Raw genomic sequence first — 23,707 nt, forward strand, 5'->3', positions numbered from 1 at the left:
TCCGCAGGTTATTTTCTTTTTATAAGACTTATTTGTCTGATTCTAGGGGGAATGTCTTGACTTTGTCGAAGCAGTTCATTAAAATCATAAAATAATGAAAAATGATTTGATGACGGGACCAAGTACTCCGAACCCACAAGCGCAGAGAGGAATTTCCAGGCTGTAAAAATTCCCTTGATGAGCGGACGAATGACCTCCTCGAGAACAGGCGGCGAACAATGAGGAATCTCTGCTGAGTCATGCATGGCATATGCCAAACAGCAGACCATCCTGCATAATAGCCGTACTGCGCGTTACGGGCGTTATACGTATGAGCGGAGTCAGTGTAATGCTGACGGACACTGAGTCATTTATATGCTAGTGGTCTGGGTAAACTCCGGAATGTGGGTGGTACCACGGGTGATTTGTAAACGACAATCCCTCGTCCCTGTTAATGATAACAGGGCGAGGGATTTTTTGTTTTTATAAGAAATACAATGACGGGGGGATACGTAAATGGCCTTTCAAAAACCGACGGGAACACAGGACTTGCTGCCAGGCAGTGTAGAAAAATGGCAAGTGGTCGAGGAAAAAGCTCGTGAGATTAGCCGCCGCTTTAATTACCGAGAGATTCGTACACCAATGTTCGAACAAACGAATTTGTTCGTTCGGGGTGTGGGTGAAACGACCGATGTGGTGGAAAAGGAAATGTACACTTTTGAGGATAAAGGCAAACGGAGCATGACGCTGCGTCCGGAAGGAACGGCAGGGGTTGTCCGCTCTTATGTGGAGAACAAACTGTATGGTGAACCGGATGTAACTAAGCTGTACTATATCGGCCCAATGTTCCGGTATGAGCGTCCACAAGCTGGGCGTCAGCGCCAGTTTCACCAATTTGGCATTGAAGCATTCGGGGCGATGGACCCGGCGCTGGATGCAGAAGTTATTGCTTTCGGGTATCAGTTCTGTCGTGAGCTGGGCCTGAAAGGGGTACAGGTAGAAATCAACTCTGTTGGTAATGCTGCCAGTCGTGCTGCTTATCGGCAGCATTTGGTGGACTTCCTGATGCCCATTAAGGATACGTTGACCAAGGAGAGCCAAGCGCGCATCGAGCGTAATCCGCTGCGTGTGCTGGATAGCAAAGATGATCAGGACAAATTTGGCGGAGCACCTTCGATTTTGGATAGTTTGGACGAGGAATCCAGCACGCACTTTGAGAAAGTGAAGCAAAATTTGGATGCGATGGGTGTGGAATATACAGTGAACCCGCGCCTGGTACGGGGGCTGGATTATTATACGCTGACAGCATTCGAATTCAAAGCCGAAGGCATTGGTGCAATTGATACGATTGGTGGAGGCGGTCGCTACAACGGATTGGTTGGAGATCTGGGCGGACCGGATCAGCCAGGGATTGGTTTTGGTATTGGGCTTGAGCGAATTCAGCTGATCTTGGAGCATCAGGGTGTCAAATTGAACGAAGCCAAGCCGCTGGATATCTATATGGTGGCTTTGGGTGAGGCGGCAGAAACGGAAGTGACCAAACAATTGTTCAAGCTGCGTCAAGCTGGATTTTCCGCAGAGCGAGATTATCTGGGGCGTAAAATGAAGGCTCAGATGAAATCGGCAGATCGCTTTAAAGCAAGATATACGGCGATTCTGGGTGATGATGAGCTGGTTAAAGGTGAAATTGCACTGAAAAACATGGAAACCGGTGAGCAACGTACCGTTAAGCTGGATCAGCTGGTGGAAGAATTAGGCTAAACAACATGATGTAACATCAGTCAGGGGGAGCTTCCCTCTGGCTGTCATATAGCATTAACTACTAAACCTAACAGGAGTGTGTATTATGAAAAGGAGTCATCAATGCGGCGCATTGACTCATGCGCATATCGGAGAAACAGTTACATTGAACGGTTGGGTACAGACCCGTCGTGACTTAGGGGGCGTACTTTTTATAGATTTGCGTGACCGTAGCGGAATTGTACAAATCGTGTTTAATCCGGCCTATTCCGGTGAAGCACTGCAAATTGCGGATCGTGTTCGCAGTGAATATGTGCTTGAGGTTACTGGTACTGTTGTCAAACGTGATGCAGAAACGATCAATACGAACCTGCCTACAGGTGAAATTGAAGTGCGTGTCACTGAAATCGAAGTATTGAATGCATCCAAAACACCTCCGTTCTTCATTGAAGACGGCGTAGAAGTAGACGAGTCGCTGCGTTTGAAATACCGTTATCTGGACCTGCGTCGTCCGGAAATGCATCAGACGTTGAAACTGCGTTCCAAAGCAGCAAAAGTATTCCGCGACTTCCTGGACGGTGAAGATTTCATTGAGGTAGAAACACCGATTTTAACGAAAAGCTCCCCAGAGGGTGCACGTGACTATCTGGTGCCTAGCCGAGTGCATGAAGGCGAATTTTTTGCCTTGCCGCAATCGCCACAATTGTACAAGCAATTGCTGATGGTAGGCGGCCTGGAGCGCTACTACCAAGTGGCACGTTGTTTCCGTGATGAAGATTTGCGTGCTGACCGCCAGCCTGAATTTACGCAGATCGACATTGAGACTTCCTTCATGCAACAGGATGACTTGCTGCCTATGATGGAGCGTCTTATGGTGAAATTGTTCAAAGAAACAGTTGGGGTAGAACTGGAAACCCCGTTCCAACGGATTACACATGCAGAGGCAATGGACAAGTATGGCTCTGACAAGCCTGACCTGCGTTTTGGTCTTGAGTTGATAAATGTCAATGATATCGTGGCAACCAGTGGTGTAAAAGTATTTGCTTCCGTAATTGAAAAGGGTGGCGAAGTTAAAGTCCTTAATGCCAAAGGATGTGGCACGTGGAGCCGTAAGGATATTGATGACCTGGGTCCTTTTGCAGCACGTTATGGAGCAAAGGGCTTGGCTTGGATTCAAGTGAAAGAAGGCGAATTCAAGGGGCCTATCGTTAAATTCTTCACACCGGAAGAAATCGAAGCCTTGAAAGAGCGTACGGGAGCCGAAGAAGGCGACCTGTTGCTGTTCTCTGCGGATAATAAAAAAGTAGTTGCTGATGTTTTGGGCGCGCTTCGTCTGAAAATTGGCCGTCATTTGGGGCTTATCGACGATAACAAATTCAAATTTGCCTGGGTCGTAGACTTCCCGCTTCTGGGCTATGACGAAGAACAAAAACGTTATGTAGCGGAGCACCATCCGTTCACTCGTCCGAAGGAAGAAGATCTGGCCCTCTTGGACACAGATCCAGGTCAAGTTCGTGCTCAGGCCTACGACATCGTGCTGAATGGCTACGAAGTGGGTGGCGGCTCGATGCGTATTTTCAAACGTGAAGTTCAGGAGAAAATGTTCAAAGCGCTCAATCTGCCGCCTGAAGAAGTGAAGGATAAATTCGGTTACCTGCTGGATGCATTTGAATACGGTACGCCTCCCCATGGTGGTATTGCCTTCGGTTTTGACCGTCTTGTTATGTTGCTTGCAGGTCGTACAAATCTGCGTGAAACCATTGCATTCCCGAAAACGGCCAGCGCGACAGACCTGCTTATGGATGCACCAGCCGAAGTGGATCAAGCTCAATTGGATCAGCTTCATATTCGTCTTGCTCCGAAGCCTGTTGCACCTAAAGCTTAAAACAAGCGTTGGATTTTGCAAGTGCAAGTTGCCATCTGTTGGCATGTAAATAGATTATAAAATGCCTTGAACCCGTTACCCTTTTATGGATAATGGGTTCGTGGTTTGTATGCTGGAGTTCAAGCATAGAGTTTAGACCAGTGAGGGAGGATTACCATATGCTACATCAATTTTCACGCACGGAACTGGCCATCGGGACGGAAGGTCTGGAGGTTATGAAAAATAGCACGGTAGCTGTATTGGGTATCGGCGGTGTCGGTTCGATTGCAGTGGAAGCGCTGGCGCGGACGGGTGTTGGACGCATTATTTTGATTGATAAGGATGTCGTAGATATTACCAATATTAATCGCCAAATTCATGCGCTGACGACAACAGTAGGTCAAAAAAAGGCTGATCTGATGGTAGAGCGTGTGAAGCTGATTAATCCTGAATGTGAAGCAATTGCACTGAACATGTTTTATACGGAAGAAACATATGAGGAGCTATTCAAGTATGATCTGGATTATGTGCTGGATGCTTCGGATACGATTATTTACAAAGTTCATTTGATTAAAGAATGCTTGAAACGGGGAATTCCGATGATCTCCAGTATGGGTGCTGCGAATAAAATGGATCCAAGCCGTTTTCAAGTTGCCGATATTTCCAAGACAAGAATGGACCCGATTGCCCGTGTCATCCGCACCAAGCTGCGCAAAGAAGGTATTACCAAAGGCGTCAAGGTTGTATTCTCTGATGAGGAGCCAATGAAGCCGCGTGAAGAAATTACCAAAAAAATTGTACCTGCCAACGCACCTGAAATCCGGAAAGCGAAGCAACCACCTGCAAGCAATGCTTTTGTACCTCCGGTAGCAGGATTGATTATGGTCAGTGTAGCTGTCAAGGATCTGTTAGAGCACGCTGGTGTATAAGCTTGAAATGTAGCATGACAGTACATTCGTTAGATTTACAGTAGTATGTTTCAACCTAAGACCTGTAGTTCTGTGCATCACTTCTTGGTGTCACAGTAGGCTACAGCTCTTTTTGTTTTGAAAAAAGCAGCTTACTGCAAACAGATTGAACAACTTGCTGGAGGGTTTTGGTATGAAGGATGGGCTATGGTCCAGAAGTCTCGGTTTCAAGCCCGAGCATCATTGGAAAAAGGAATTAGCCGCGGGTGCCATTTCTTATTTTTCCGTTGTATATATTATTATGGTTAATGCAACCATTTTGGCAGATGCCGGGATCCCTCTTCAAGGGGCAATGCTCGGGACGCTGCTGACCTCGATGATCGGCTGTCTGCTGATGGCTTTTGGCGGAAAGTCTCCCATGGTCGTTGTACCAGGGATGGGGATTAATGCCTTTTTCACTTACACACTCGTACATTCCATGAAGCTGAGCTGGCAGGAAGCGTTGATGGTGGTTGCCGTCACAGGAGTGATATTTGCCGTTGTGGCGTTTACATCATTGTACAAGCTGATCAGTCAGGCGATTCCCCATAATTTGCAGCATGGAATTACGGTAGGTATTGGTCTATTTTTGACCTTTATCGGTCTGCAAAAAAGTGGGATCGTAATTGCACATCAAACGACTTTTGTGGCTATTGGTCATTTCAATGATCCCAAGGTGATTACGGCCTGTGTAACGTTGCTACTCGCGATTGTATTATTTGTGCGTAACGTTCAGGGCGGTTTGCTTATCAGCATTTTGGCAGGAACTGGGCTTGCATACGTACTGGGAGCTGTAGAACCAACAAGCACGGTAAAAACCTCTGAAACGGTGCGACAGTATGGGCAATTGTTTGGGGAGCTTTCCTTTTCAGGTATCGCTTCGGTAGCCTTCTGGATCGCTGTTTTTTTGCTGTTACTGATTGTGTTGTTTGAGAATGTTGGAATGATTACTGCACAGACCAACATGATTGGAAGACCGGATTCTTTTAAGAATAGCTTGCGTGTATTGGCTGTGACCAATATTTTTGCTGGTATTCTGGGCAGCAGTCCCGCGGTAGCCGCTGCGGAGTCGACGGCTGGTATTGCGGCAGGCGGACGTTCAGGAATGACCCCGCTGGTAACTGCAATTTTATTCGGAGCGACATTTTTCTTTATTCCACTATTGGCTTATATTCCTGACAGTGCCATTGCGCCTGTATTAATCATTATCGGAGGCCTAATGGTACAAAATGTGCGAGAGATGGATTTCAGTGATTTTACTGAATCCTTTCCTGCATTTCTGATCATGGTGATGATGCCCTTTACTTACAGTATTGTAGACGGGATGGCATTTGGTTTTATTGCATATCCCGTAGCCAAGCTGGCAGCAGGACGGGGCAAGGAAGTGCCTGTCGCATTATATATCATTTCTGTACTGTTTGTGGCTAACTTTGTGCTTCATTCTCTGGTGTAGTAAACTCGAAGATAGGTTGTACTGTTCATACCCGCGCAGAGCGCGGGTGTTGTTGTTTGAACAAGAATGGTCAGACAGGAAGCGAGGTTGATGGTTTATGGAAAAAGAACAACATGGGCGACAAGATGAGCAGGAAGATCGGATGAAGGAAAAGCCGGGTAAAAGGCCGGACAAGGCTGGTATGGGTCGGTTTATCAAACTGATTGCGAGTGCGCATCCGCCCAAGGCCATTCTGATCATCGCCCTGATACTGACCCTGGTTCAGACGATTGCTGGTTTAATCGTACCGATGATGACCAAAGGGTTGATCGATGGCTTAACCTTTTCTTCATTGAACCGTATGGTCATTATTGGTCTGCTTGGCGCTTTTGTGCTTCAAGCGGTAGCTTCGGCAGTTTCGATCTATATGTTGAACTACGCCGGGCACAAAATAGTGGCTAATTTGCGCAAACGCTTATGGCATAAAATTTTATCTCTACCCATTCCATACTTTGACCGGAATCGGTCAGGAGATACGATGAGTCGTGTCACTAATGATACAAGCCTGATTATGAACTTAATTACCGAGTATCTCGTGAATCTGATCTCTAATGTGATTGCCATTATTGGTGGTATTGCGTTGTTATTTTATCTGGATTGGGTGATGACGCTCATTATTCTGACCATTGTTCCGCTAACAGCCCTGATTTTATTTCCGGTAGGCAGAAAAATGTATCGTATCTCCAAAAAACAGCAGGATGAGATGGCCGATCTGACCTCAGTGCTGAGTCAGGTTATCGGCGAAATCAGGCTGGTGAAGGCCTACGGAACGGAAAGCAGAGAGGCACAGGCCGGGGAGGATCGCATTTACCGTATGTTCCGCTTCGGGTTGCAGGAGTCGCGTATATTGGCCCTTGTAGGTCCCGTTTCTACCTTTTTGCTGACTGCGGTGCTCGTTATTATACTGGGTGTTGGTGGTGTTCGCGTTGCATCGGGTGTACTGACCGCGGGTGATTTGGTGGCTTTTATTTTGCTACTGTTTCAGGTAATTACACCGATGGCCCAATTCACGACCTTGTATTCACGTCTGCAAAAGGTGGTTGGGGCCACTGAACGGATTCAGACTATTTTAGACCATGAAGAGGAACCACTTGAATTGAAGCAGGAAGCGGCAAAAGAGAGCAGAGATATTGTATTTCGTGATGTCGCTTTTTCCTATACCGAAGGTGAAGAGGTTCTTCATCGTGCAAACCTGGTCATTCCGGCTAACCGAACGACAGCATTCGTGGGACCGAGCGGGAGTGGGAAGTCCACCTTGTTTTCATTGTTGGAGCGCTTTTATGTGCCAGATACAGGGGAAATTCGTTATGGAGACGAATCGATATCGTCCTATACACTGTCCTCCTGGCGCTCGAAAATTGGTTATGTATCACAGGAGAGCTCGATGATGACCGGAACGGTTAGAGATAATATTACGTATGGCTTGGGGCGCGAAGCTGATTTGGAAGAAGTCAGACGAGCTGCCATGATGGCGTATGCGGACGCATTTATTATGGATCTACCTCAAGGCTACGATACGGAGGTAGGGGAGCGGGGAATGAAGCTGTCCGGCGGGCAGCGACAACGGATCGCCATTGCGCGTGCGCTTCTTCGCAGTCCTGATATCCTCATGCTGGACGAGGCTACTTCTAGCCTGGACAGCTCATCCGAGCATGAGGTGCAGAAGGCCTTAGCGAATTTGATGGAAGGACGCACGACGATTGTCATTGCACACCGATTGTCTACGGTGGTCCACTCCGATCAAATTATCGTGTTGGACAAAGGCAATGTGACTGGTGCAGGAACCCATGCCGAGTTATTAGAAACCCATCAGGTGTACCGCGAGCTGGCTCAAAAGCAGTTTGTGGAGATGGGAGAAAAGCTTCATACTTTTGTGAAAGAGTAGGGAATTGGGCGTATTAGGAAATAAGGTTGGATTTTTGTGGTCAAATGTGTTACGCTTACTTTCCTTTTTTTGTATCGGAGCAAGTGAATGAGATGCAGAAATCGAGACTTGATATTCTTAGGAGGTAACTGAAATGGAGAATAAGTTTCAAAGTGCCTATCAAGAAGAACAGCATAGGCTGTCGCTTGCTATGGAGGAAATTGATCGGAGATTGGAACGGCTTCGCAATACGCCAGTGTACACCGGGCATGACTTTACGGAGCAAGTATTGGAATCTGCACGGGAGGAAAAACGCCAGGCTTTGACCAAAAGCTCGCAGGAGCCTTATTTTGGGCGTATGGATTTTGACGAGCGCGGTAGAGGTCAGCGCAAGCCACTTTATATCGGTAAGATCGGGGTGGAGCGTGAAGAAACGTCAGCATATCCGCTGGTGATTGATTGGCGTGCACCGATTGCCAGTTTATTTTATTCGTTTACAGGTGGTGAGGAAACGGCGTCCTACGAAGCTCCTGAGGGAACTGTCGAGGGCTTGGTGTATCTGAAACGCAACGTTGTCATTCGGAAAAGAATCCTGGAACGGGTAGCTGATACGTACAATCGTGAAAGTGACGAGCCTGCCGTTTCTGATGAGTTTCTCGTTTATCGTTTGGGAGAGAACAAGGATAACCGTTTACGGGATATCGTATCTACCATTCAAGCGGAGCAGGATCAGATCATCCGCGCGGCTAAAAATACAGCCCTCGTTATTCAAGGGGTAGCCGGTAGTGGCAAGACGACCGTAGCGCTCCATCGACTCGCATTTTTGCTGTATCAATACAAGGATCAGGTGTCGGCGGACAAAATGGTTATTTTCGCACCAAACCACATGTTTCTCGATTATATTTCAGATGTACTTCCAGAGCTGGGGGTTGGAAATATTCAGCAAAGTACATTTGCAGACTGGGCGTTAGGCTTGCTGGGGCTGGATTTACCTCTGGCAGATCCTACCGAAACGTTATCTTATTGGTTTGAAAGTGGCAGCTTGAGAACGGAATCTATGGATGAGGCGCCGGGTAGATTTAAGGGATCGGTTCATTTTATGAAGCTGCTTCAGGATTTTGTGGAACGACTGGAGCCTATCTCGGTGCCTGAGGGCGACTTTTCACCTTGGGATGGGGCGGTGCTGCCGCGAACTGAGATTTTGAATTGGTTCAATGAGGAATATAAGCCCTATCCGCTCGCGAAGCGGAAGGAGCGTGTGCTGGCAAGAGTCCATCGCTGGATTGAAATGGAACTGAAAAAGTCACCTTCGGCGGCTGCGCTCAAGGAACGAAAGAAAAAAGCCGGATCTCGGGAAAAGGCGTATGCTAAAAAATGGCCACAATATGACGCACTGACGCTTTATAAGCAGCTTTTTCAGGCAACTAAAGGATTACCTGCAGAGACCGCTGCGGAAATGAAGGCTTCTTTGCCGGCTCCCATCTTTAAGGCCACACAGTCAGACCTGCGAAATCAGATCATCCGTGAAGAGGATCTGACTGCGTTGGTGTATCTTCACGTGCTGATTCATGAGGTAGAATCATCTCAACGTTTTGACCATGTGGTCATTGATGAAGCGCAGGATTTTTCACCTTTTCATATCGCTCTCCTGGATTTGTTCGTAAAAGGGCATTCCTTTACAATACTGGGCGATTTATCGCAGGGAATTCATGAATATCGTGGTGTACATGCATGGGAGGAAATGAGTTCACTATTTGTGCCTGAACAAACGGGGTATTTTGCACTTACACGGAGTTATAGATCAACTTTGGAAATTATAGAATTTGCAAATACAATTTTGGAGCAGGGAGTACGTGGCGGCATTACAGCGGTTCCGGTATTTCGTAGCGGTGATCCGGTGCGTACTGTGTCTTACGACTCGTCCATGCGTGAACAGAGTTTACTTACCGCTCTAAAAGAGCTTTCCTCCAAGGATTATCGTACGGTTTCCGTACTGACACGTACCTTAAAAGAAGCTGTGGAGCTGCATGAGGTTTTCACCAGTGCGGGGTTGGATGTCCATTTGATTGATGGTGGTAAAAAGCAATATGAAGGCGGCTTGTCTGTATTGCCTGTATATCTGTCCAAAGGTCTGGAGTTTGATGCAGTTATTGTGGCCGATGCCGACCAGGATCATTATGGAGAACGGACTTGGGATGCCAAGCTGTTGTATGTGGGATGTACCCGTGCGCTGCATGAGCTCTGGCTATTGCATGACGGTCCACTTCCAAGTTACGTACAGGCGTGAAGGTCATGCCAACCAAAGAACAGCCACGAAATTCATTTTTCGTCCTAGGCTGTTCTTTCTTTTTAGTTGAATCACATGTAAGGCTACAGTTATACCGTGACCAGGCTATCTGCAACTTGTTAACCGATATGGTAGAATAAGAGGCGGTTTATAATCGTTTTAATACAGTAGATCGATTGAATTTTCATGTCTTTTAGCTGTATGGGCGAACTTGTTTTCAATAAAAAAAGAAAGTGTTCGTTCATAAATGATAAGGAAGTGAATGAAATGGACTTATTTTCATATTCCCAGGAGTCAACGCCAAACAATCGGTTGCTTGCAGACCGCCTGCGTCCGACATCGCTGGATGAATATATTGGACAGGAGCATGTTGTGGGTCCAGGCAAGCTACTGCGGAGAGCTATAGAGGCCGATCAGGTTTCTTCTATATTGCTGTACGGGCCACCGGGATGCGGCAAAACGACACTGGCACATATCATTTCTCAACACACGCAAGGTGATTTCGTCCGTCTAAATGCAGTAGAAGCATCTGTAAAGGATGTAAGAGAAGTCATTGACCGTGCACAGACGAATAAATCGATGTATGGCAAAAAGACTATTCTGTTTCTTGACGAGGTCCATCGTTTTAACAGTTCGCGTCAGGATGCATTGCTGCCTGCGGTGGAAAAGGGAACGATCGTGTTTATCGGCGCCACGACGGAAAACCCCTTTCACTACGTCAACGGCGCTTTAATGAGCCGTTCTACGTTGTTTCAGCTTGAAGCGCTAACCCGGGAGCATTCGCTGGCTGCTATGCGCCGCGCCTTGAGCGATGCAGACAAGGGGCTCGGCTATATGCAGCTTCAGGTAGACGAAGCTGCACTGGACCACATCGCGTCCATGGCGAACGGCGATATCCGCCGTGCATTGAACGCACTGGAGCTAGCGGCGCTCACGACCCCTCCGCTGGCAGACGGCACGATTCATGTGACGCTGGAAGTGGCAGAGGAATCCATCCGCCGCCCGATTGTCAAGGCAGACGAGTCCACACAATATGACGTGCTGTCTGCCTTTCACAAAAGCATTCGCGGTTCCAGCGACGCGGCGCTGTTCTGGTTCCTGTATGCCGTAGAGAAGCTCGGCATGGACCCGATGACTTTTATTCGCCGCCTCATTGCAGCGAGCAGCGAGGACATTGGTCTGGCGAACCCGCAGGCGATGGTGCAAGCGGTGAGTGCGCTTGAGGCCTACCGCAATAACGGCTGGCCTGAGGCCAAACTGAACATTGCACAGGCCATTTTGTTCGCCGTGGAAAGTCCCAAGTCGAATGCCGTATACACGGCGATTTCACGGGCCATGTCGGCCATGGACGATATAAAATCGGCCGAGGTGCCGCTACATCTGCGCGACGCACATTACAAAGGCTCGGAAAAACTCGGCCATGTTGGCTATCAATATCCGCATAATTATCCGAATCACTATGTAAGGCAGCAATATTTACCCGATTCGATAGCAGGCCAGACCTTTTACCAGGCCACTGAGCAAGGAAATGAGTCTAAAATTAGGCAAAACCAGCGTTGGCGGGAGTCGCAGTCTTAATATATGTGTGACTTTAATATACGAAGTGTGTACGACATTGTCAGGTTACACGATGATCTTGCAAGAGCGAAGAAGGGAATAAAAGAAATGAAAGACGTACTATTCGTCGCAGCAGGTGGAGCGCTCGGAACCTCTGCTCGCTACAGTATACAATTATTATTGCCTGCGGCTGGGGCAGACTTTCCATTTGGCGTCCTGTTAATGAATTGGCTTGGCTGCCTGTTTCTCGGCTGGTTTTTTACGGTGACCTTGCGATCATGGCGGATCAACCCCCGCTGGCGACTTGCCATCGGAACAGGCTTTACAGGGGGATTTACTACCTTTTCCACCTTTACAGTGGATGCTGTACGCCTCACGGTTCACGATCGTATGCTGACGGCTATATTGTACTTGCTGCTTAGCGTAGGCGGGGGCTTGTTTTTGACGTGGGCAGGTATCCGTTTAGGCACAAAAATGACACAGGTTGCCCCTAAGGAGGAACTTTTATGATTTGGTGGGCGGCAGCAGGTGGGATGGTAGGTACTTTAGCTAGATACGGGCTTGGCATGTGGGCCGGAAAAAGGTTGGGTACTGTATTCCCGTGGGGGACGTGGATCATTAATATTAGCGGTTCATTGCTGCTCGGCTGGCTGTATGGCGAGTTTGCGCAACACAATTTGTCTCCTGCACTCTGGATGCTGCTGGGAACCGGTTTTTGTGGCGGCTACACCACCTTTTCCACATTTGGTTATGAATCTCTTCAACTGATGGAACACAAAAAATACCGACGTATGGCTATGTATGTATTATCTTCTGTAATAGTAGGAGTTATAGCTGCAGCAATCGGGTACAGGGTCAGTTATACCTTATAAATTTTTAAAATGACATGTGAGCACACCATAAAAGCTTCCAAACCCTCACTCAAGGCGTTATCAGCCGTGAATAGGAGGGCGGAAGCTTAGTGCTGTGCTTATTTAACTATTTTTTATCTCGTTCTTTGTATAATTCAGGTAAAAGGGCTTTGAGTTCAGGTCGTGGATCAGGGTCAGACAGCTTCATTTCCTCTAGCGTTTGGACGGCAATCCGCAGTACAGTATAATCTCTGTACCAACGATTGTCTGAAGGAACAACATACCAAGGTGCTTGCTTGGTTGCACTTAGCTCTAGTACCTCCTCATAGTATTGGGTATATTGCTTCCAAAATTTCCGTTCCTGCAAATCACTCGGATCAAGCTTCCAGTTTTTGCGAGGCTTCTCAATCCGGTCAATCAGCTTTTCCAACTGAAATTGCTTTGAAATATGTAAAAAGATTTTAACCACCTTTACACCACTATCCAGCAACAACTGTTCAAAATGCTTGATATGCTTCATATTCTGTTTGGCCTGCTTATCAGACACCTGTCCGTGAACTCGTGTAATCAGCACATCCTCATAATAAGAACGGTTGAACGCTGAAATATATCCCCGTCCTGGTGTAACGGTATGGGCACGCCACAAGAAATCATGGCTTAATTCCTCAGTCGTAGGTGATTTGAAGCTGTGTACAGTGACCCCTGCGGGGTTAAGATTTGAAAACACCTGCTTGATCACGCCATCTTTTCCGCTGCAATCCATACCCTGGAATACAAACAAAACGGCTTGTTTTTTCTCTGTAAATAATTTGCTTTGTAATTCCGCGAAGCGTTCCTTCAATTGATCTGTTTCCTGTCGGATTTCTTCTTTATTTTTGATATTCTTCGTATCCTTGGGGTCCCATTCTTTCAAAGAAACTTTCTTACCCGGTGTCAGCATTCCTAATGAATCAGACATAAAGGCACGCTCCTTTTCAATTGAAGTAATGATCTTGTCTACATCATATACCCAAATGGGGGCGTTATCAAAAATTCCTTATGTATGGTCTTTATTAGCGATTTTTCTACTGATGATGCCTCTGGTCACGAAATTTTCTTCAGGTTTAACAATTAAAAAGTTAAGTTTAAGTCTTTAGACATAGGCAATAAGGTTAATCTTTCTTATAACAATTAGGAATTAAGATGGTTCTCCATAAATTTGAAGAGTGTTATTATGTCATGACGAACTCTCAACAGAGGTATAATATGACAACTATTAAAGTAACACCTGAGCAGCTTATGACTATCTCCAAGCAATTCGAACTTGCACAGCAAAAAGTGACCCAAATGAATATCAATTTAATAAAACAAATTTCATCTATGGAACGATTCTGGGATGGAGTGACCAAAGAGCAGTTCTATTATAGTTTCCAAACATCTCAGAAGAATATGAATGACTTTGTTACACTGACAGATTCTATTGCAAAAGAATTGCGTCGTCATGCGGATAAATTCAGGTTAGCTGATTTGCTGGAAGCAGGTAATATTGATTCAAGCTGCTTACCACCACCACCTAATTCATGTGCTATCCCTACTCCAGATACTAGAAATGCTTTGGAAAAATCAGCAGATAGTTTAGTAGAGCTTGGTGAGGATTTTATGGCTGCTGCGGAGGACAGGTACGAAAAACGCTATGACTCTGTAGGTGGATTTTTAGACTATTGGACGTTTGGAATTCCGAAAGGTTTGTATCAAGGATATGCAGAGCGTGCATCAAAGCAGTTTGATTCAGGGAATGATTTTTTTAACTTCTGGACTTTTGGTGTACATGGAACAATCAGAGAAGCAATGTTTCCTACAAATGCATGGTCAAAGGAACATTGGGCTAACATGATCGGTACAGCGGGAATATTTGGGGGAGTCAGTTCAGTAATTAAACCTAAGATTGGATTGGGCTCGTCATTAAAATATGAGGTGAAATCTGGGGCTACTATTGAAGTTAAAGGGACTTCGAATCGTTTATCTGATACGATGTTAGGTAAGAATGATGCTGATCCATTTAGGGATATATATGGTCCCGGACGACTTTCTCATCCAGAAGAGTGGAGTACCATTATTAAGAATACGCAAGGAGCCGGAGTTGAAGTTAGGATTCTAGATAGAGACATTATGGCGTATGCCCCCAAGGGATCAGGGAAGCCTGGGCAATTAAATATATATGAGGATGCTTCAATTAGTGCACTGCGGCATGAGTACCAACATTTTCTTGATGATAAAGCTAAAGGTTTTCCTAGTTTGGATGTAACATATGAATTCAAAAATAGGATTATTATGGAACTTAGAGCCTATATGGTCGAGATAAAAGAAGCAGAGAGGATTGGAAATAAGGACCTTGCAGAACACCTTTGGAACAATTACAGGGATGAACGGCAGTATCTTTTAGAGAATTATGGGCCAGTTAAACTAGATTGATGGGAGATAACAAAATGAAGCTACTTACTTTATCGAAAGAAATACGAGAGGGAAAAATAGGCGACGATCAATTGGTGGAATGTTTGGATATCCAGCATAATCAGGTACAGTTGAATGCAATGAGTCAGATCGCTAAAAAGAAACTATGCAATGAGAAAATAATCGAAAAATTGAGACATATTAGCCAGTTCAGAGACCCTAAGGTAAATAAGCTTTTTGGTATTGATACGCTTGGACACTATAGTATTGCCGTGCTTCGAGTATTGAACACTTCTGAATCTATAAAACAGTACGAGCAGTTAATGTCTGAACTCGACGATTTTGATAAAGAAATAGTTGAAAGAATTACAGAGGGAATAAGTTAGTGTTTTTTTAGAAGTCCTTATCCATGCTAATGCTTTATCTCCGTACTCAGATGAGTTACTTTGTGAACCCATAGCAGGTACATGGTCGATTCAAGATATGGTCAGTCATATTATGGGCTGGGACAAAAGCTTCACTAAGACGCTTATACAGATAATTGATAAGGGACAAGTCACGCTCAAAGAACATCCCGATGTACAGGCATTCAACGACTCATCTGTAGCGTTCGGTAGAAATATGAAACCACATGATGCTAAATGAAGCTATTGCTCAGCGTAAGCGAATGATTGCGAAACTCTAAACGGTTCCAGAATCGGCTTTTGTGCGTCCAATTCCTAATAGCCTGTATACTTTGGAAACCTTTTTACAGGAAATGTTTGTTCAGCATGATAGACATAATAAAGAGCAGATCACCAATTCCCTTCGACTTATGGCTAAAAACATGTAACAGAAAAAAGTCGCTCCTCCCAAATCAGGAGAGACGACTTTTTTATTACGGCTATTCAATGTTAATTGTCATTCATTCAAACCGTTTCAGGCTGAAGTTTTTCAACCTTATCAATGGTTCCCCCACCCAGACAACGTTCCCCGTCATAAAATACAACTGCTTGTCCAGGGGTAATGGCCTTTTGATGTACATCAAATACGACATGCACGGTCCCATCCGCAAGCCATTGTAAAGTGACTTGCTGGTCAGGCTGACGGTAACGGAACTTGGCTGTGCAGCGGAATTCGCCGGATGGACGTGCATCTGCGCCTTCAATCCAGTTTACATCCGTGGCAATCAGGCTGGTAGAATACAGGCTGTGGTGACGATCACCTTGTACCACATACAGGATGTTCTTCTCCAGATCCTTATCTGCTACGAACCATGGTTCGCCTGAACCTGAGCCGCCAATGCCCAAGCCTTGTCGTTGACCCAGTGTATAGTACATCAGACCATCGTGGCGTCCTTTGACTTCACCCGTAGCAATATCCACCATATCTCCACCTTTTGCAGGCAGATATCCACTCAGAAACTCCTTAAAATTGCGTTCGCCGATAAAGCATACGCCCGTGCTGTCTTTTTTCTTGGCTGTATAAAGTCCCGCAGCTTCTGCAATTTTACGCACTTCTGGTTTCGGCAGATGACCGATCGGGAACATGGCTCGCGACAACTGTGTTTGGCTTAATGCATTCAGGAAATAAGTCTGATCCTTGTTGCTATCCACACCTCGCAGCAAAGTAAAGCGGCCGTCTTCCTCCACAACCCGTGCATAATGTCCAGTAGCAACATAATCTGCTCCCAAATCCAGCGCTTTGTTCAGAAACTCGCCGAACTTAATTTCACGGTTGCACATGACATCTGGATTGGGTGTGCGTCCAGCTTTATATTCATCAAGAAAATAGGAGAATACTTTATCAAAGTATTCTTTTTCAAAATTGACTGTATAGTAAGGAATGTCGATCTGTTCACAGACGCGGCGTACATCCTCCGCATCCTCTTCAGCCGTACAACGGCCAAATTCATCCGTGTCATCCCAATTTTTCATGAAGATGCCGATTACGTCATAGCCCTGCTCCTTTAGCAGCAGCGCGGTAACGGATGAGTCGACGCCACCGGACATGCCGACGACGACACGGGTTTCATGATTGGCTTTAGCCATGGTCATCACCCAATTCTTTCAATATTGTTGTAGAACCCACCTATTGTAACATAAACGATAATAAGTTACGATGTTTGGATGAACAAACGACACGGCGAACGATGCAAGAAAGCTACATAAAACGGGCTAAATCTGTTGCTAATCGCTCGAAAGCAACTTTTTTTTAAGATTGTTACCGTAATGTTTCCCTTTACCTGCCCTAATATGTTAACATAAGCTGAGGGTTAGGATCGGAATAGAGAGGTTTACAACTCCAATTATTCCGCGTGTTTAACGGAATTGTTAATATAAGCGAGGTGCCACAATTGAAAATATCAACGAAAGGCCGTTACGGCCTGACCATTATGATGGAGCTTGCGGCCAGGTTTGGCGAAGGTCCAACTTCTTTAAAAAGTATTGCCGAAAAAAATCAGCTATCAGAGCATTATCTGGAGCAGCTCATTGCGCCTTTGCGTAATGCAGGTTTGGTAAAAAGTATCCGTGGTGCTTATGGCGGTTATATTTTGGCGAATGAACCGTCAGGCGTAACAGCAGGAGACATCATTCGTGTGCTGGAAGGCCCGATTTCTCCAGTTGATTTTACGGAAGAAGACGATCCGGCAAAACGTCAGCTCTGGCTGCGAATTCGTGACAGCATTGCTGAAGTGCTGGATTCGACTACACTCAAGGACTTGATCACATACCAAGAACATGATGAATTGGATAACTACATGTTTTATATTTGATTTCCAATTATGTATATAACGAGAAAGATCTTGGTTTATCAAACGTTTTAGCCCCATTATATGGGGCTTTAATTCTATATAAAATACATTAAAATAGTCTATCCTGTAAATTACCAAGCTTGAGCATGTCTGAGAGTTATTTTTTACGGATCAATCCCTTTTTTGATTTCGTCATAAGCAGCTTGAGCTTTGGCCAAAGCTTTATATAGTACGACCTCTGCGAGGTAGCTGTCTTCTTACACCGATAATCGGATCAAGGGGGTCTCCTTGAATACTTGCAGTTGAAATGCTCTTACAAAAACTTTTAAAGTGCATTATATCAATAAAGAAGTATATAATGGAACTTCGGCAATACTAAAAACAAGATGTTCTATATTTGAGGTGGATAACATGAACAGAATTTATCTGGATCATGCCGCATCGACTCCTATGCATCCTGAGGTTGCGCAGACTATGATGGATATCATGACCGGCCAATTCGGCAACGCTTCGAGCGTTCATGCCTTTGGCCGCGATGCCAAGCGCACCGTCAGCGCAGCGCGGGATGCCGTTGCGGCCTCTTTGGGCTGCAAGCCTGAAGAAATTATATTTACGAGCGGAGGGACAGAGAGTGATAATCTGGCCCTGTTTGGGACGGCTACGGCAGATGGTCGTACTTCCGGCCATATTATTACAACCGCGATTGAACATCACGCCGTGCTTCATGCTTGCGATGAGCTGGAAAAAGCAGGATACCAGGTGACCTATGTCCCAGTCAATGGTTTTGGGCGTGTGAATCCTGCGGACATTGAGGCAGCTATTCGCCCGGATACTTTTTTGATCAGCATGATGTATGCCAACAATGAGGTGGGCGTCATTCAGCCGGTCCAAGAAGTAGGACAGATTGCGAGAGAGCATGGAATTATATTTCATGTAGATGCAGTTCAAGCCTTCGGGCATATATCCATCGACTGCGGGAACCTCCCGATTGACTTACTTAGTGTGTCTGGCCATAAGATTAACGGACCGCAAGGAGTGGGTGCACTGTATATCCGTCAGGGTACACGCATTCAGCCGCTAATGTATGGAGGACTTCAGGAGAAGAAACGCCGTGCAGGAACAGAAAACATCGCCGGCATTGCTGGGCTGGCTAAAGCCGCAACTCTTGCCAATGCTTCCATTGAAGAGCGAGGAGCACATGATATGGCTCTTCGCCAAACGCTGCTAAAAGCGTTGGAAAGCTCTCTGGGCAGTCATGAGTTTATAATCAATGGCGATCCTGAATATTTTGTGCCTAATGTGCTAAATATTAGCTTTCCGGCCATTGGTACAGAGACCATGCTGATGAATCTCGATATGGAAGGAATCGCAGCGGCCAGCGGCTCAGCCTGCACTTCAGGGTCTCTAGAGCTATCACATGTGTTGCAGGCGATGGATCTTCCTGAAGATGTTTTGAATTCAGCGATTCGATTTAGCTTCGGTTTGGGTAATACTACGGAAGAAATGGAATACACGGCCAAGAAAATTGAAACTATATGGAAGCGGCTGCGTACTAGGTACTAGGGATTTCTCCGCATTTTAGTAAGAAGGGAGGAGCGGTTTCCATTTCATTGCATGAACGGAAGCAAGGTATTGACAGGCATGTAGGAAAAACACCGCACCTTCGTTCGGACTGCATAGTAAGGAGGGACCCTATATATGAGGCTTCAAGACATGATCGGACTTGCTGTTTTCGATGTCGAGGACGGGAAGCAGATTGGTAAAATACATGACTTTATGTTGACAGCTGATTGGCGAATTACAGGGATTGAGCTAGAAGGTAAAGGGCTTTTTTCATCTCATGTCAAAATGGTGGCCTGGGATGACATCGTTGCTTATGGTGAGGATGCGATTATGATTCGCAATCAGCAGGCCGTCCGTAAAACAGAGGCCCATGATATACAACATACGTACTTGCTTGGACCCGGTAAACTGAAGGATTTATCCGTGCTAACAGAGGAAGGGCTTATGCTCGGGCACATCTCGGATGTTTATTTTGACCAGGAAATGGGCAATAACATAATAGGCTTGGAAATCAGCGATGGTTTTGTATCGGATATTATTGAAGGGCGGAAATGGCTGCCCTGCACCGAAGATATGTCCATCGGGGAAAATGCTGTTATGGTTCCCCCGTTAAGCGAGCAGCGTCTGGAAAAAGCCATATATTCTGTTAATGGATAGGGTGAGTTTATTGAGATGTCCGAATTGTAATTCCAAAGATATCGGAAAAATTGGCTCCCATCAATTTTATTGCTGGGGATGCTTTATCGAACTTCAAGTGAATGGTGAAAAAATGTCTGTCTACCAAGTGGAAGAGGATGGAACGCTCAGTTCGCTGGACGACTTATTCTTTGGAGATGAGATGGCACAACAGGACTTGCCGCAAATTCACGCTTCTTCCTAAGCTTGACTCGGGAAGTGGACAGGCTGTTTACGAAGAGGTGTGATCTTCCCCCTATGGCTTAACATATAGCTAAGTGGATTGGATCATGCTTAATAAAAAATGGAGAGGGTGTCCCGAACGGCTATTGGCCTGGGGGCACCCTCTTTTGTATATCCTTTCTTGTGAAGATGGCTAGTTTTACAATTTAAATCGTTTGACCTCTTCCAATAAAAGATCTGCATGAGAATCAAGTTTGGCAGAAAGGTCGGCAATATTGTTCATAGCATGACCTTGTTCTTGTACTGAGGAAGCTACTTCCTCGGTAGATGCTGCACTTTGCTCAGAAACAGCGACAACGCTGGAGATGACATCAGAAATATGTCCGGCATTTACACGCAGATGATCTGCTGCAGCAGAAACATCTTCAATTTGGGCAAGCATGTGCTGAGAAGCGCCACGTATGGATTCAAACGCCTGTCTCGTTGCAATGGCAGCATGCTCCTGCTCTACAGTTACAGCAAGAGCCTTCTTCATTTCTTCCGCGCTTTGTACTCCCGCAATTTTAATTTCTTCCAGCTTACTCATGATACTGTCACTGGAGCTACCTGCTTGTTCGGCCAGCTTTCTCACTTCTCCCGCGACGACGGCAAAACCTCGTCCGTGTTCCCCGGCCCGTGCCGCTTCAATGGATGCATTGAGGGCCAGTAGGTTTGTTTGTGCGGCGATATCGTGGATGGCCCCGGCCAGCCGCCCAATATCCTGGGTTTTCAGCGTGAGCGAATCTACCGCTTCTCCTGCCGCGGTGGTCGTTTGTCTGGATTCGGCTGCCAGCTTCGCTTGACGCTCTGCAGTTTCATAGCCGGCCAGCACAGCAGAATCTGTTTCGAATACAGCAGTTTGGGTCCGTTTGACACTTTCGCCAATCTGGTTGATGGAGCCTGTCATGTGTGTCAGCTTCTCAGAACCGGAATATACCGCCTCGGCTTGGTCGCTGGCTCCTTGCGCTAGCTCCTGAACTGCACTGGAGATTTGTGACGCAATGGTTCCAGTATCTTTGGCGTGTTGGTGCATATCATGGGAAGCAGAACTGACATCGCTAGCTGTATCTGATACCTTGCGCAACAGGTGAGAGAGATTGTCTGACATGAGGTTAAAATCTGTCCCCAGACTGGCAATTTCATCTTTACCCTTAATATCCACACGAGCGGTCATATCGCCTTCAGCTATCCGTTTGACATTTGTTTGGAGTCTGCGAATCGGCTTGATAAAGTTGTTTGCCGCCCAGATCGCCAGCAGCATAGCAACGACTAAAATGATAGCAACAGTAATAATCAACTGATTACGAGTAGAGTAATATTCCTGAAAAGCAATATCTTTAGAAATAGACAGGCCTACAATCCAGCCTGTGCTAGGCATTCTTTTAAAATAAAGCTGACGGTCACTGCCATTGTAGCTATAGTCTGTTTTTCCCGAAGCTGTGCTGAGCAGGGTCGCGGTCGATGATCCTAACTCGGGGGTTTCCTTGAGGTTTTTGCCAGCCAGCTTGTTGTCTGGATGCGCGATTACGACTCCCTTTTGGTCAATCAGAAATGCGTAGCCCAATCCGTTCAAGTCTATGCCTTTAATCATTTTTGTCATATCGTTGAGCATAATATCCTCGCTGACTACCCCGGTGATCGAGCCGTTGGCATCCTTGAGAGGTTTAGCAATGGAAATGGTGAAGTCATTGCTGCCTGCATCAGTATAAGGTGAGGAATAGTACATTTCTCCCTTGGTTTTGGCGTCCTTGTACCACGGACGAGCGCGAGGATCGTAACCCTCTTCAAACCAGCCAGATCCATCCCAGTAAGATCCATCTTCATACCCTGCATAAATGTTGGAAATATTTTGATCCTTATAGTTTTGGAAAGCTGCTTTCAGAGATGCTATTTTGGCATCTGATGAAATATCGCTGGATTCCAGACTCGCAGCTAATGTTTCAATAATTTCAGCTTTGCCGCCTGTCCATCCGTCGAGCTGATTGACGGTTTCGGAAGCTTTGCTGTTCATAAGCTCTTGGATATCATGATTGGCCTGATTTTTAACACTTGTCATGCTAATGACGGACAAAGGCCCAGCTGCAACGATTACAATGCAAGTGAAAAGGAGAATAAGCTTCATTTTTAAGTTCATGTAACGACCCCCGATGTTTCAGAAATGTGAAAGCTTAGGATAGTGCTTTGTACTTATATCGTCAGATCGAATGACTTTGTTTATTGTTTTCATCCATTTTCATCAATTTTTCACAATGGTTATTAATGGGACATCTCAGACTGGCGGGAAGGATTAAAGTACAGGTACAGGCATATACTTAAAGGAGGCTAGTCCGGTAAGGGGGCACAAAATGGACCAATTAACGAAAAGTAGACTGTTCCGGTACGGCATATGGACGCTGCTGGGACTTGTCATTCTATATTTTATCTGGCTGCTGAGACCTTTGTTTTTTCATTTGTATGAATTTCTGAAAACAATCATTGCTCCGTTTGCGGTAGCGATGATCATCTCCTATGTACTTAATCCTGTAGTGAGTATGCTGGGCGGTCGAAAGGTGCCTCGTAGTGTAGCTGTACTGCTTATTTACGCTGTGTTTTTGGCCAGTCTTATTGTGATCCTGATGAATCTGATTCCGATGTTCATTGAACAACTGGATGAACTGAATGAGCATCTGCCAGAGCTGACCATGCATGCACAGGGACTAATGACGAATATGGACAGCAGTATTTTACCCCAAGGGGTGCGTACGGGGATGAATCAATGGTTTTTCCAACTGGAGAATCGGATGGCTACTGGGATTTCTACCTTTATGGACAACATCGGTGGGATGATCAACATGTTGTTTAATGTGTTCATCGTACCTTTTCTCATTTTTTATATTTTAAAGGATTTTGACGTGTTTGAACGGACGATTGTTTCTTATCTCCCGCGTTCTCGTCGTAAGGCGATTGTATCGGTGCTTAAGGAAATTGATCAGGCGCTTGGCAACTATGTCAGGGGCCAATTGCTGGTGTGCGTCATTATTGGCGTAATGGCGTATATTGGATATATGCTGATTGGCATGCCTTATGCGCTGTTGCTGGCCGGAGTTGTGGCTCTTTTTAATATTGTTCCATATTTGGGCCCCTTTTTGGGCGCTGCCCCGGCAGTAATTATGGCTTCTACGGTTTCTTTAAAAATGGTGCTTTTAGTGGTAGTCGTTAATTCCTGTATTCAAGTTCTGGAAAGTAATGTAATATCCCCTCAGGTGGTAGGGCGAACGCTGCATCTGCATCCGTTAGCCATTATTTTCGCTCTGCTAGTGGGTGGGGAAATTGCGGGAATTGCTGGCTTGATCTTGGCAGTTCCAGTGATGGCTGTTTTGAAGGTAGGGCTTCAGCATTTTTTTGCATATTACGTGAAGCGAAAAACAATCTAATTTCGTCTATATCCCGGATGCATGCTGTCTGAAATCGCGTTGACACGGCTAAATGACACGGATATACTGAATTGAGTATGTTTAAATGT

Annotated in this window: 19 protein-coding genes; 16 read left to right on the top strand and 3 right to left on the bottom strand. The window is 45.8% G+C overall.

Annotation, left to right across the window (positions count from 1 at the left end):
- Positions 1-495: 495 nt before the first annotated feature.
- The 9 genes from hisS (at position 496) to crcB (ACXHJ1_RS13420) (ending at position 12,602) form a co-directional block, all read left to right on the top strand.
- On the top strand, positions 496-1,740 hold the full coding sequence (hisS, locus tag ACXHJ1_RS13380) for a histidine--tRNA ligase (RefSeq protein ID WP_013372628.1): 1,245 nt from the start codon (positions 496-498) through the stop codon (positions 1,738-1,740).
- Positions 1,741-1,825: 85 nt separating this feature from the next.
- Complete coding sequence (gene aspS, locus ACXHJ1_RS13385; RefSeq protein WP_019688323.1) at positions 1,826-3,604, top strand: aspartate--tRNA ligase; 1,779 nt, start codon at positions 1,826-1,828, stop codon at positions 3,602-3,604.
- A gap of 158 nt (positions 3,605-3,762) precedes the next feature.
- Positions 3,763-4,512 (top strand): tRNA threonylcarbamoyladenosine dehydratase, encoded by a 750-nt coding sequence (locus tag ACXHJ1_RS13390; protein ID WP_016819123.1) that lies wholly within the window; start codon positions 3,763-3,765, stop codon positions 4,510-4,512.
- A 172-nt stretch (positions 4,513-4,684) separates the two neighbouring features.
- The gene (locus tag ACXHJ1_RS13395) at positions 4,685-5,983 is read left to right on the top strand and encodes an NCS2 family permease (RefSeq protein WP_016819122.1); all 1,299 of its coding nucleotides are present in this window, start codon (positions 4,685-4,687) and stop codon (positions 5,981-5,983) included.
- Between the two features lie 97 nt (positions 5,984-6,080).
- Positions 6,081-7,907, top strand: a complete 1,827-nt coding sequence (locus ACXHJ1_RS13400) for an ABC transporter ATP-binding protein (RefSeq protein WP_457904750.1) — start codon at positions 6,081-6,083, stop codon at positions 7,905-7,907.
- Positions 7,908-8,040: 133 nt separating this feature from the next.
- Positions 8,041-10,173 carry a HelD family protein gene (locus ACXHJ1_RS13405; RefSeq protein ID WP_457904751.1) on the top strand — a complete coding sequence of 711 codons (2,133 nt, stop codon included), beginning with the start codon at positions 8,041-8,043 and terminating at the stop codon, positions 10,171-10,173.
- 267 nt (positions 10,174-10,440) lie between these two features.
- Positions 10,441-11,751 (top strand): replication-associated recombination protein A, encoded by a 1,311-nt coding sequence (locus ACXHJ1_RS13410; protein ID WP_019688318.1) that lies wholly within the window; start codon positions 10,441-10,443, stop codon positions 11,749-11,751.
- An 87-nt stretch (positions 11,752-11,838) separates the two neighbouring features.
- Positions 11,839-12,240 (top strand): fluoride efflux transporter CrcB, encoded by a 402-nt coding sequence (gene crcB, locus ACXHJ1_RS13415; RefSeq protein ID WP_117289406.1) that lies wholly within the window; start codon positions 11,839-11,841, stop codon positions 12,238-12,240.
- Positions 12,237-12,602 (top strand): fluoride efflux transporter CrcB, encoded by a 366-nt coding sequence (gene crcB, locus ACXHJ1_RS13420; protein ID WP_016819117.1) that lies wholly within the window; start codon positions 12,237-12,239, stop codon positions 12,600-12,602. Before crcB (ACXHJ1_RS13415) ends, crcB (ACXHJ1_RS13420) begins: the two co-directional genes overlap by 4 nt.
- A 106-nt stretch (positions 12,603-12,708) precedes the next feature.
- Here the strand turns inward: crcB (ACXHJ1_RS13420) and ACXHJ1_RS13425 are convergent, their stop codons facing one another.
- Positions 12,709-13,539, bottom strand: coding sequence for a PPK2 family polyphosphate kinase (locus tag ACXHJ1_RS13425; RefSeq protein WP_457904752.1), 831 nt, complete (start codon positions 13,537-13,539; stop codon positions 12,709-12,711).
- A 287-nt stretch (positions 13,540-13,826) separates the two neighbouring features.
- Between ACXHJ1_RS13425 and ACXHJ1_RS13430 the strand changes: the two genes are divergently transcribed.
- Both ACXHJ1_RS13430 and ACXHJ1_RS13435 read left to right on the top strand, forming a co-directional pair.
- A complete protein-coding gene (locus tag ACXHJ1_RS13430; protein ID WP_045244584.1) occupies positions 13,827-15,032 on the top strand; it encodes a WXG100 family type VII secretion target in 1,206 nt (401 codons plus the stop codon).
- A 14-nt stretch (positions 15,033-15,046) separates the two neighbouring features.
- The gene (locus ACXHJ1_RS13435) at positions 15,047-15,397 is read left to right on the top strand and encodes a hypothetical protein (RefSeq protein WP_016819093.1); all 351 of its coding nucleotides are present in this window, start codon (positions 15,047-15,049) and stop codon (positions 15,395-15,397) included.
- 522 nt (positions 15,398-15,919) lie between these two features.
- On the opposite strand, the gene mnmA is transcribed toward ACXHJ1_RS13435, so the two are convergent.
- Positions 15,920-17,041 (bottom strand): tRNA 2-thiouridine(34) synthase MnmA, encoded by a 1,122-nt coding sequence (mnmA, locus tag ACXHJ1_RS13440; protein WP_025365607.1) that lies wholly within the window; start codon positions 17,039-17,041, stop codon positions 15,920-15,922.
- A gap of 305 nt (positions 17,042-17,346) precedes the next feature.
- On the opposite strand from mnmA, the gene cymR reads away from it, so the two are divergent.
- The 4 genes from cymR to ACXHJ1_RS13460 all read left to right on the top strand — a co-directional run bounded on the left by cymR (position 17,347) and on the right by ACXHJ1_RS13460 (position 20,188).
- On the top strand, positions 17,347-17,766 hold the full coding sequence (gene cymR / locus ACXHJ1_RS13445) for a cysteine metabolism transcriptional regulator CymR (RefSeq protein WP_013372613.1): 420 nt from the start codon (positions 17,347-17,349) through the stop codon (positions 17,764-17,766).
- A 390-nt stretch (positions 17,767-18,156) separates the two neighbouring features.
- Positions 18,157-19,308 carry a cysteine desulfurase family protein gene (locus ACXHJ1_RS13450; RefSeq protein WP_019688315.1) on the top strand — a complete coding sequence of 384 codons (1,152 nt, stop codon included), beginning with the start codon at positions 18,157-18,159 and terminating at the stop codon, positions 19,306-19,308.
- Between the two features lie 135 nt (positions 19,309-19,443).
- Positions 19,444-19,965, top strand: coding sequence for a PRC-barrel domain-containing protein (locus ACXHJ1_RS13455; protein ID WP_016819088.1), 522 nt, complete (start codon positions 19,444-19,446; stop codon positions 19,963-19,965).
- Positions 19,966-19,975: 10 nt separating this feature from the next.
- Positions 19,976-20,188, top strand: coding sequence for a hypothetical protein (locus ACXHJ1_RS13460; RefSeq protein WP_013311529.1), 213 nt, complete (start codon positions 19,976-19,978; stop codon positions 20,186-20,188).
- A 177-nt stretch (positions 20,189-20,365) separates the two neighbouring features.
- Here ACXHJ1_RS13460 and ACXHJ1_RS13465 read toward each other — a convergent pair whose 3' ends face one another.
- The gene (locus tag ACXHJ1_RS13465) at positions 20,366-22,339 is read right to left on the bottom strand and encodes a methyl-accepting chemotaxis protein (RefSeq protein ID WP_016819087.1); all 1,974 of its coding nucleotides are present in this window, start codon (positions 22,337-22,339) and stop codon (positions 20,366-20,368) included.
- A gap of 211 nt (positions 22,340-22,550) precedes the next feature.
- On the opposite strand from ACXHJ1_RS13465, the gene ACXHJ1_RS13470 reads away from it, so the two are divergent.
- Positions 22,551-23,618 (top strand): AI-2E family transporter, encoded by a 1,068-nt coding sequence (locus tag ACXHJ1_RS13470; RefSeq protein ID WP_107734572.1) that lies wholly within the window; start codon positions 22,551-22,553, stop codon positions 23,616-23,618.
- Positions 23,619-23,707: the final 89 nt, after the last annotated feature.

The sequence above is a fragment of the Paenibacillus sp. ALE2 genome, assembly GCF_054113385.1.

Bases quoted from the DNA above. Each gene is read 5' to 3' on its own strand.
- hisS (WP_013372628.1), top strand. From the start codon at position 496: ATGGCCTTTCAAAAACCGACGGGAACACAGGACTTGCTGCCAGGCAGT.
- aspS (WP_019688323.1), top strand. From the start codon at position 1,826: ATGAAAAGGAGTCATCAATGCGGCGCATTGACTCATGCGCATATCGGA.
- ACXHJ1_RS13390 (WP_016819123.1), top strand. From the start codon at position 3,763: ATGCTACATCAATTTTCACGCACGGAACTGGCCATCGGGACGGAAGGT.
- ACXHJ1_RS13395 (WP_016819122.1), top strand. From the start codon at position 4,685: ATGAAGGATGGGCTATGGTCCAGAAGTCTCGGTTTCAAGCCCGAGCAT.
- ACXHJ1_RS13400 (WP_457904750.1), top strand. From the start codon at position 6,081: ATGGAAAAAGAACAACATGGGCGACAAGATGAGCAGGAAGATCGGATG.
- ACXHJ1_RS13405 (WP_457904751.1), top strand. From the start codon at position 8,041: ATGGAGAATAAGTTTCAAAGTGCCTATCAAGAAGAACAGCATAGGCTG.
- ACXHJ1_RS13410 (WP_019688318.1), top strand. From the start codon at position 10,441: ATGGACTTATTTTCATATTCCCAGGAGTCAACGCCAAACAATCGGTTG.
- crcB (WP_117289406.1), top strand. From the start codon at position 11,839: ATGAAAGACGTACTATTCGTCGCAGCAGGTGGAGCGCTCGGAACCTCT.
- crcB (WP_016819117.1), top strand. From the start codon at position 12,237: ATGATTTGGTGGGCGGCAGCAGGTGGGATGGTAGGTACTTTAGCTAGA.
- ACXHJ1_RS13425 (WP_457904752.1), bottom strand. From the start codon at position 13,539: ATGTCTGATTCATTAGGAATGCTGACACCGGGTAAGAAAGTTTCTTTG.
- ACXHJ1_RS13430 (WP_045244584.1), top strand. From the start codon at position 13,827: ATGACAACTATTAAAGTAACACCTGAGCAGCTTATGACTATCTCCAAG.
- ACXHJ1_RS13435 (WP_016819093.1), top strand. From the start codon at position 15,047: ATGAAGCTACTTACTTTATCGAAAGAAATACGAGAGGGAAAAATAGGC.
- mnmA (WP_025365607.1), bottom strand. From the start codon at position 17,041: ATGGCTAAAGCCAATCATGAAACCCGTGTCGTCGTCGGCATGTCCGGT.
- ACXHJ1_RS13450 (WP_019688315.1), top strand. From the start codon at position 18,157: ATGAACAGAATTTATCTGGATCATGCCGCATCGACTCCTATGCATCCT.
- ACXHJ1_RS13455 (WP_016819088.1), top strand. From the start codon at position 19,444: ATGAGGCTTCAAGACATGATCGGACTTGCTGTTTTCGATGTCGAGGAC.
- ACXHJ1_RS13465 (WP_016819087.1), bottom strand. From the start codon at position 22,339: ATGAACTTAAAAATGAAGCTTATTCTCCTTTTCACTTGCATTGTAATC.
- ACXHJ1_RS13470 (WP_107734572.1), top strand. From the start codon at position 22,551: ATGGACCAATTAACGAAAAGTAGACTGTTCCGGTACGGCATATGGACG.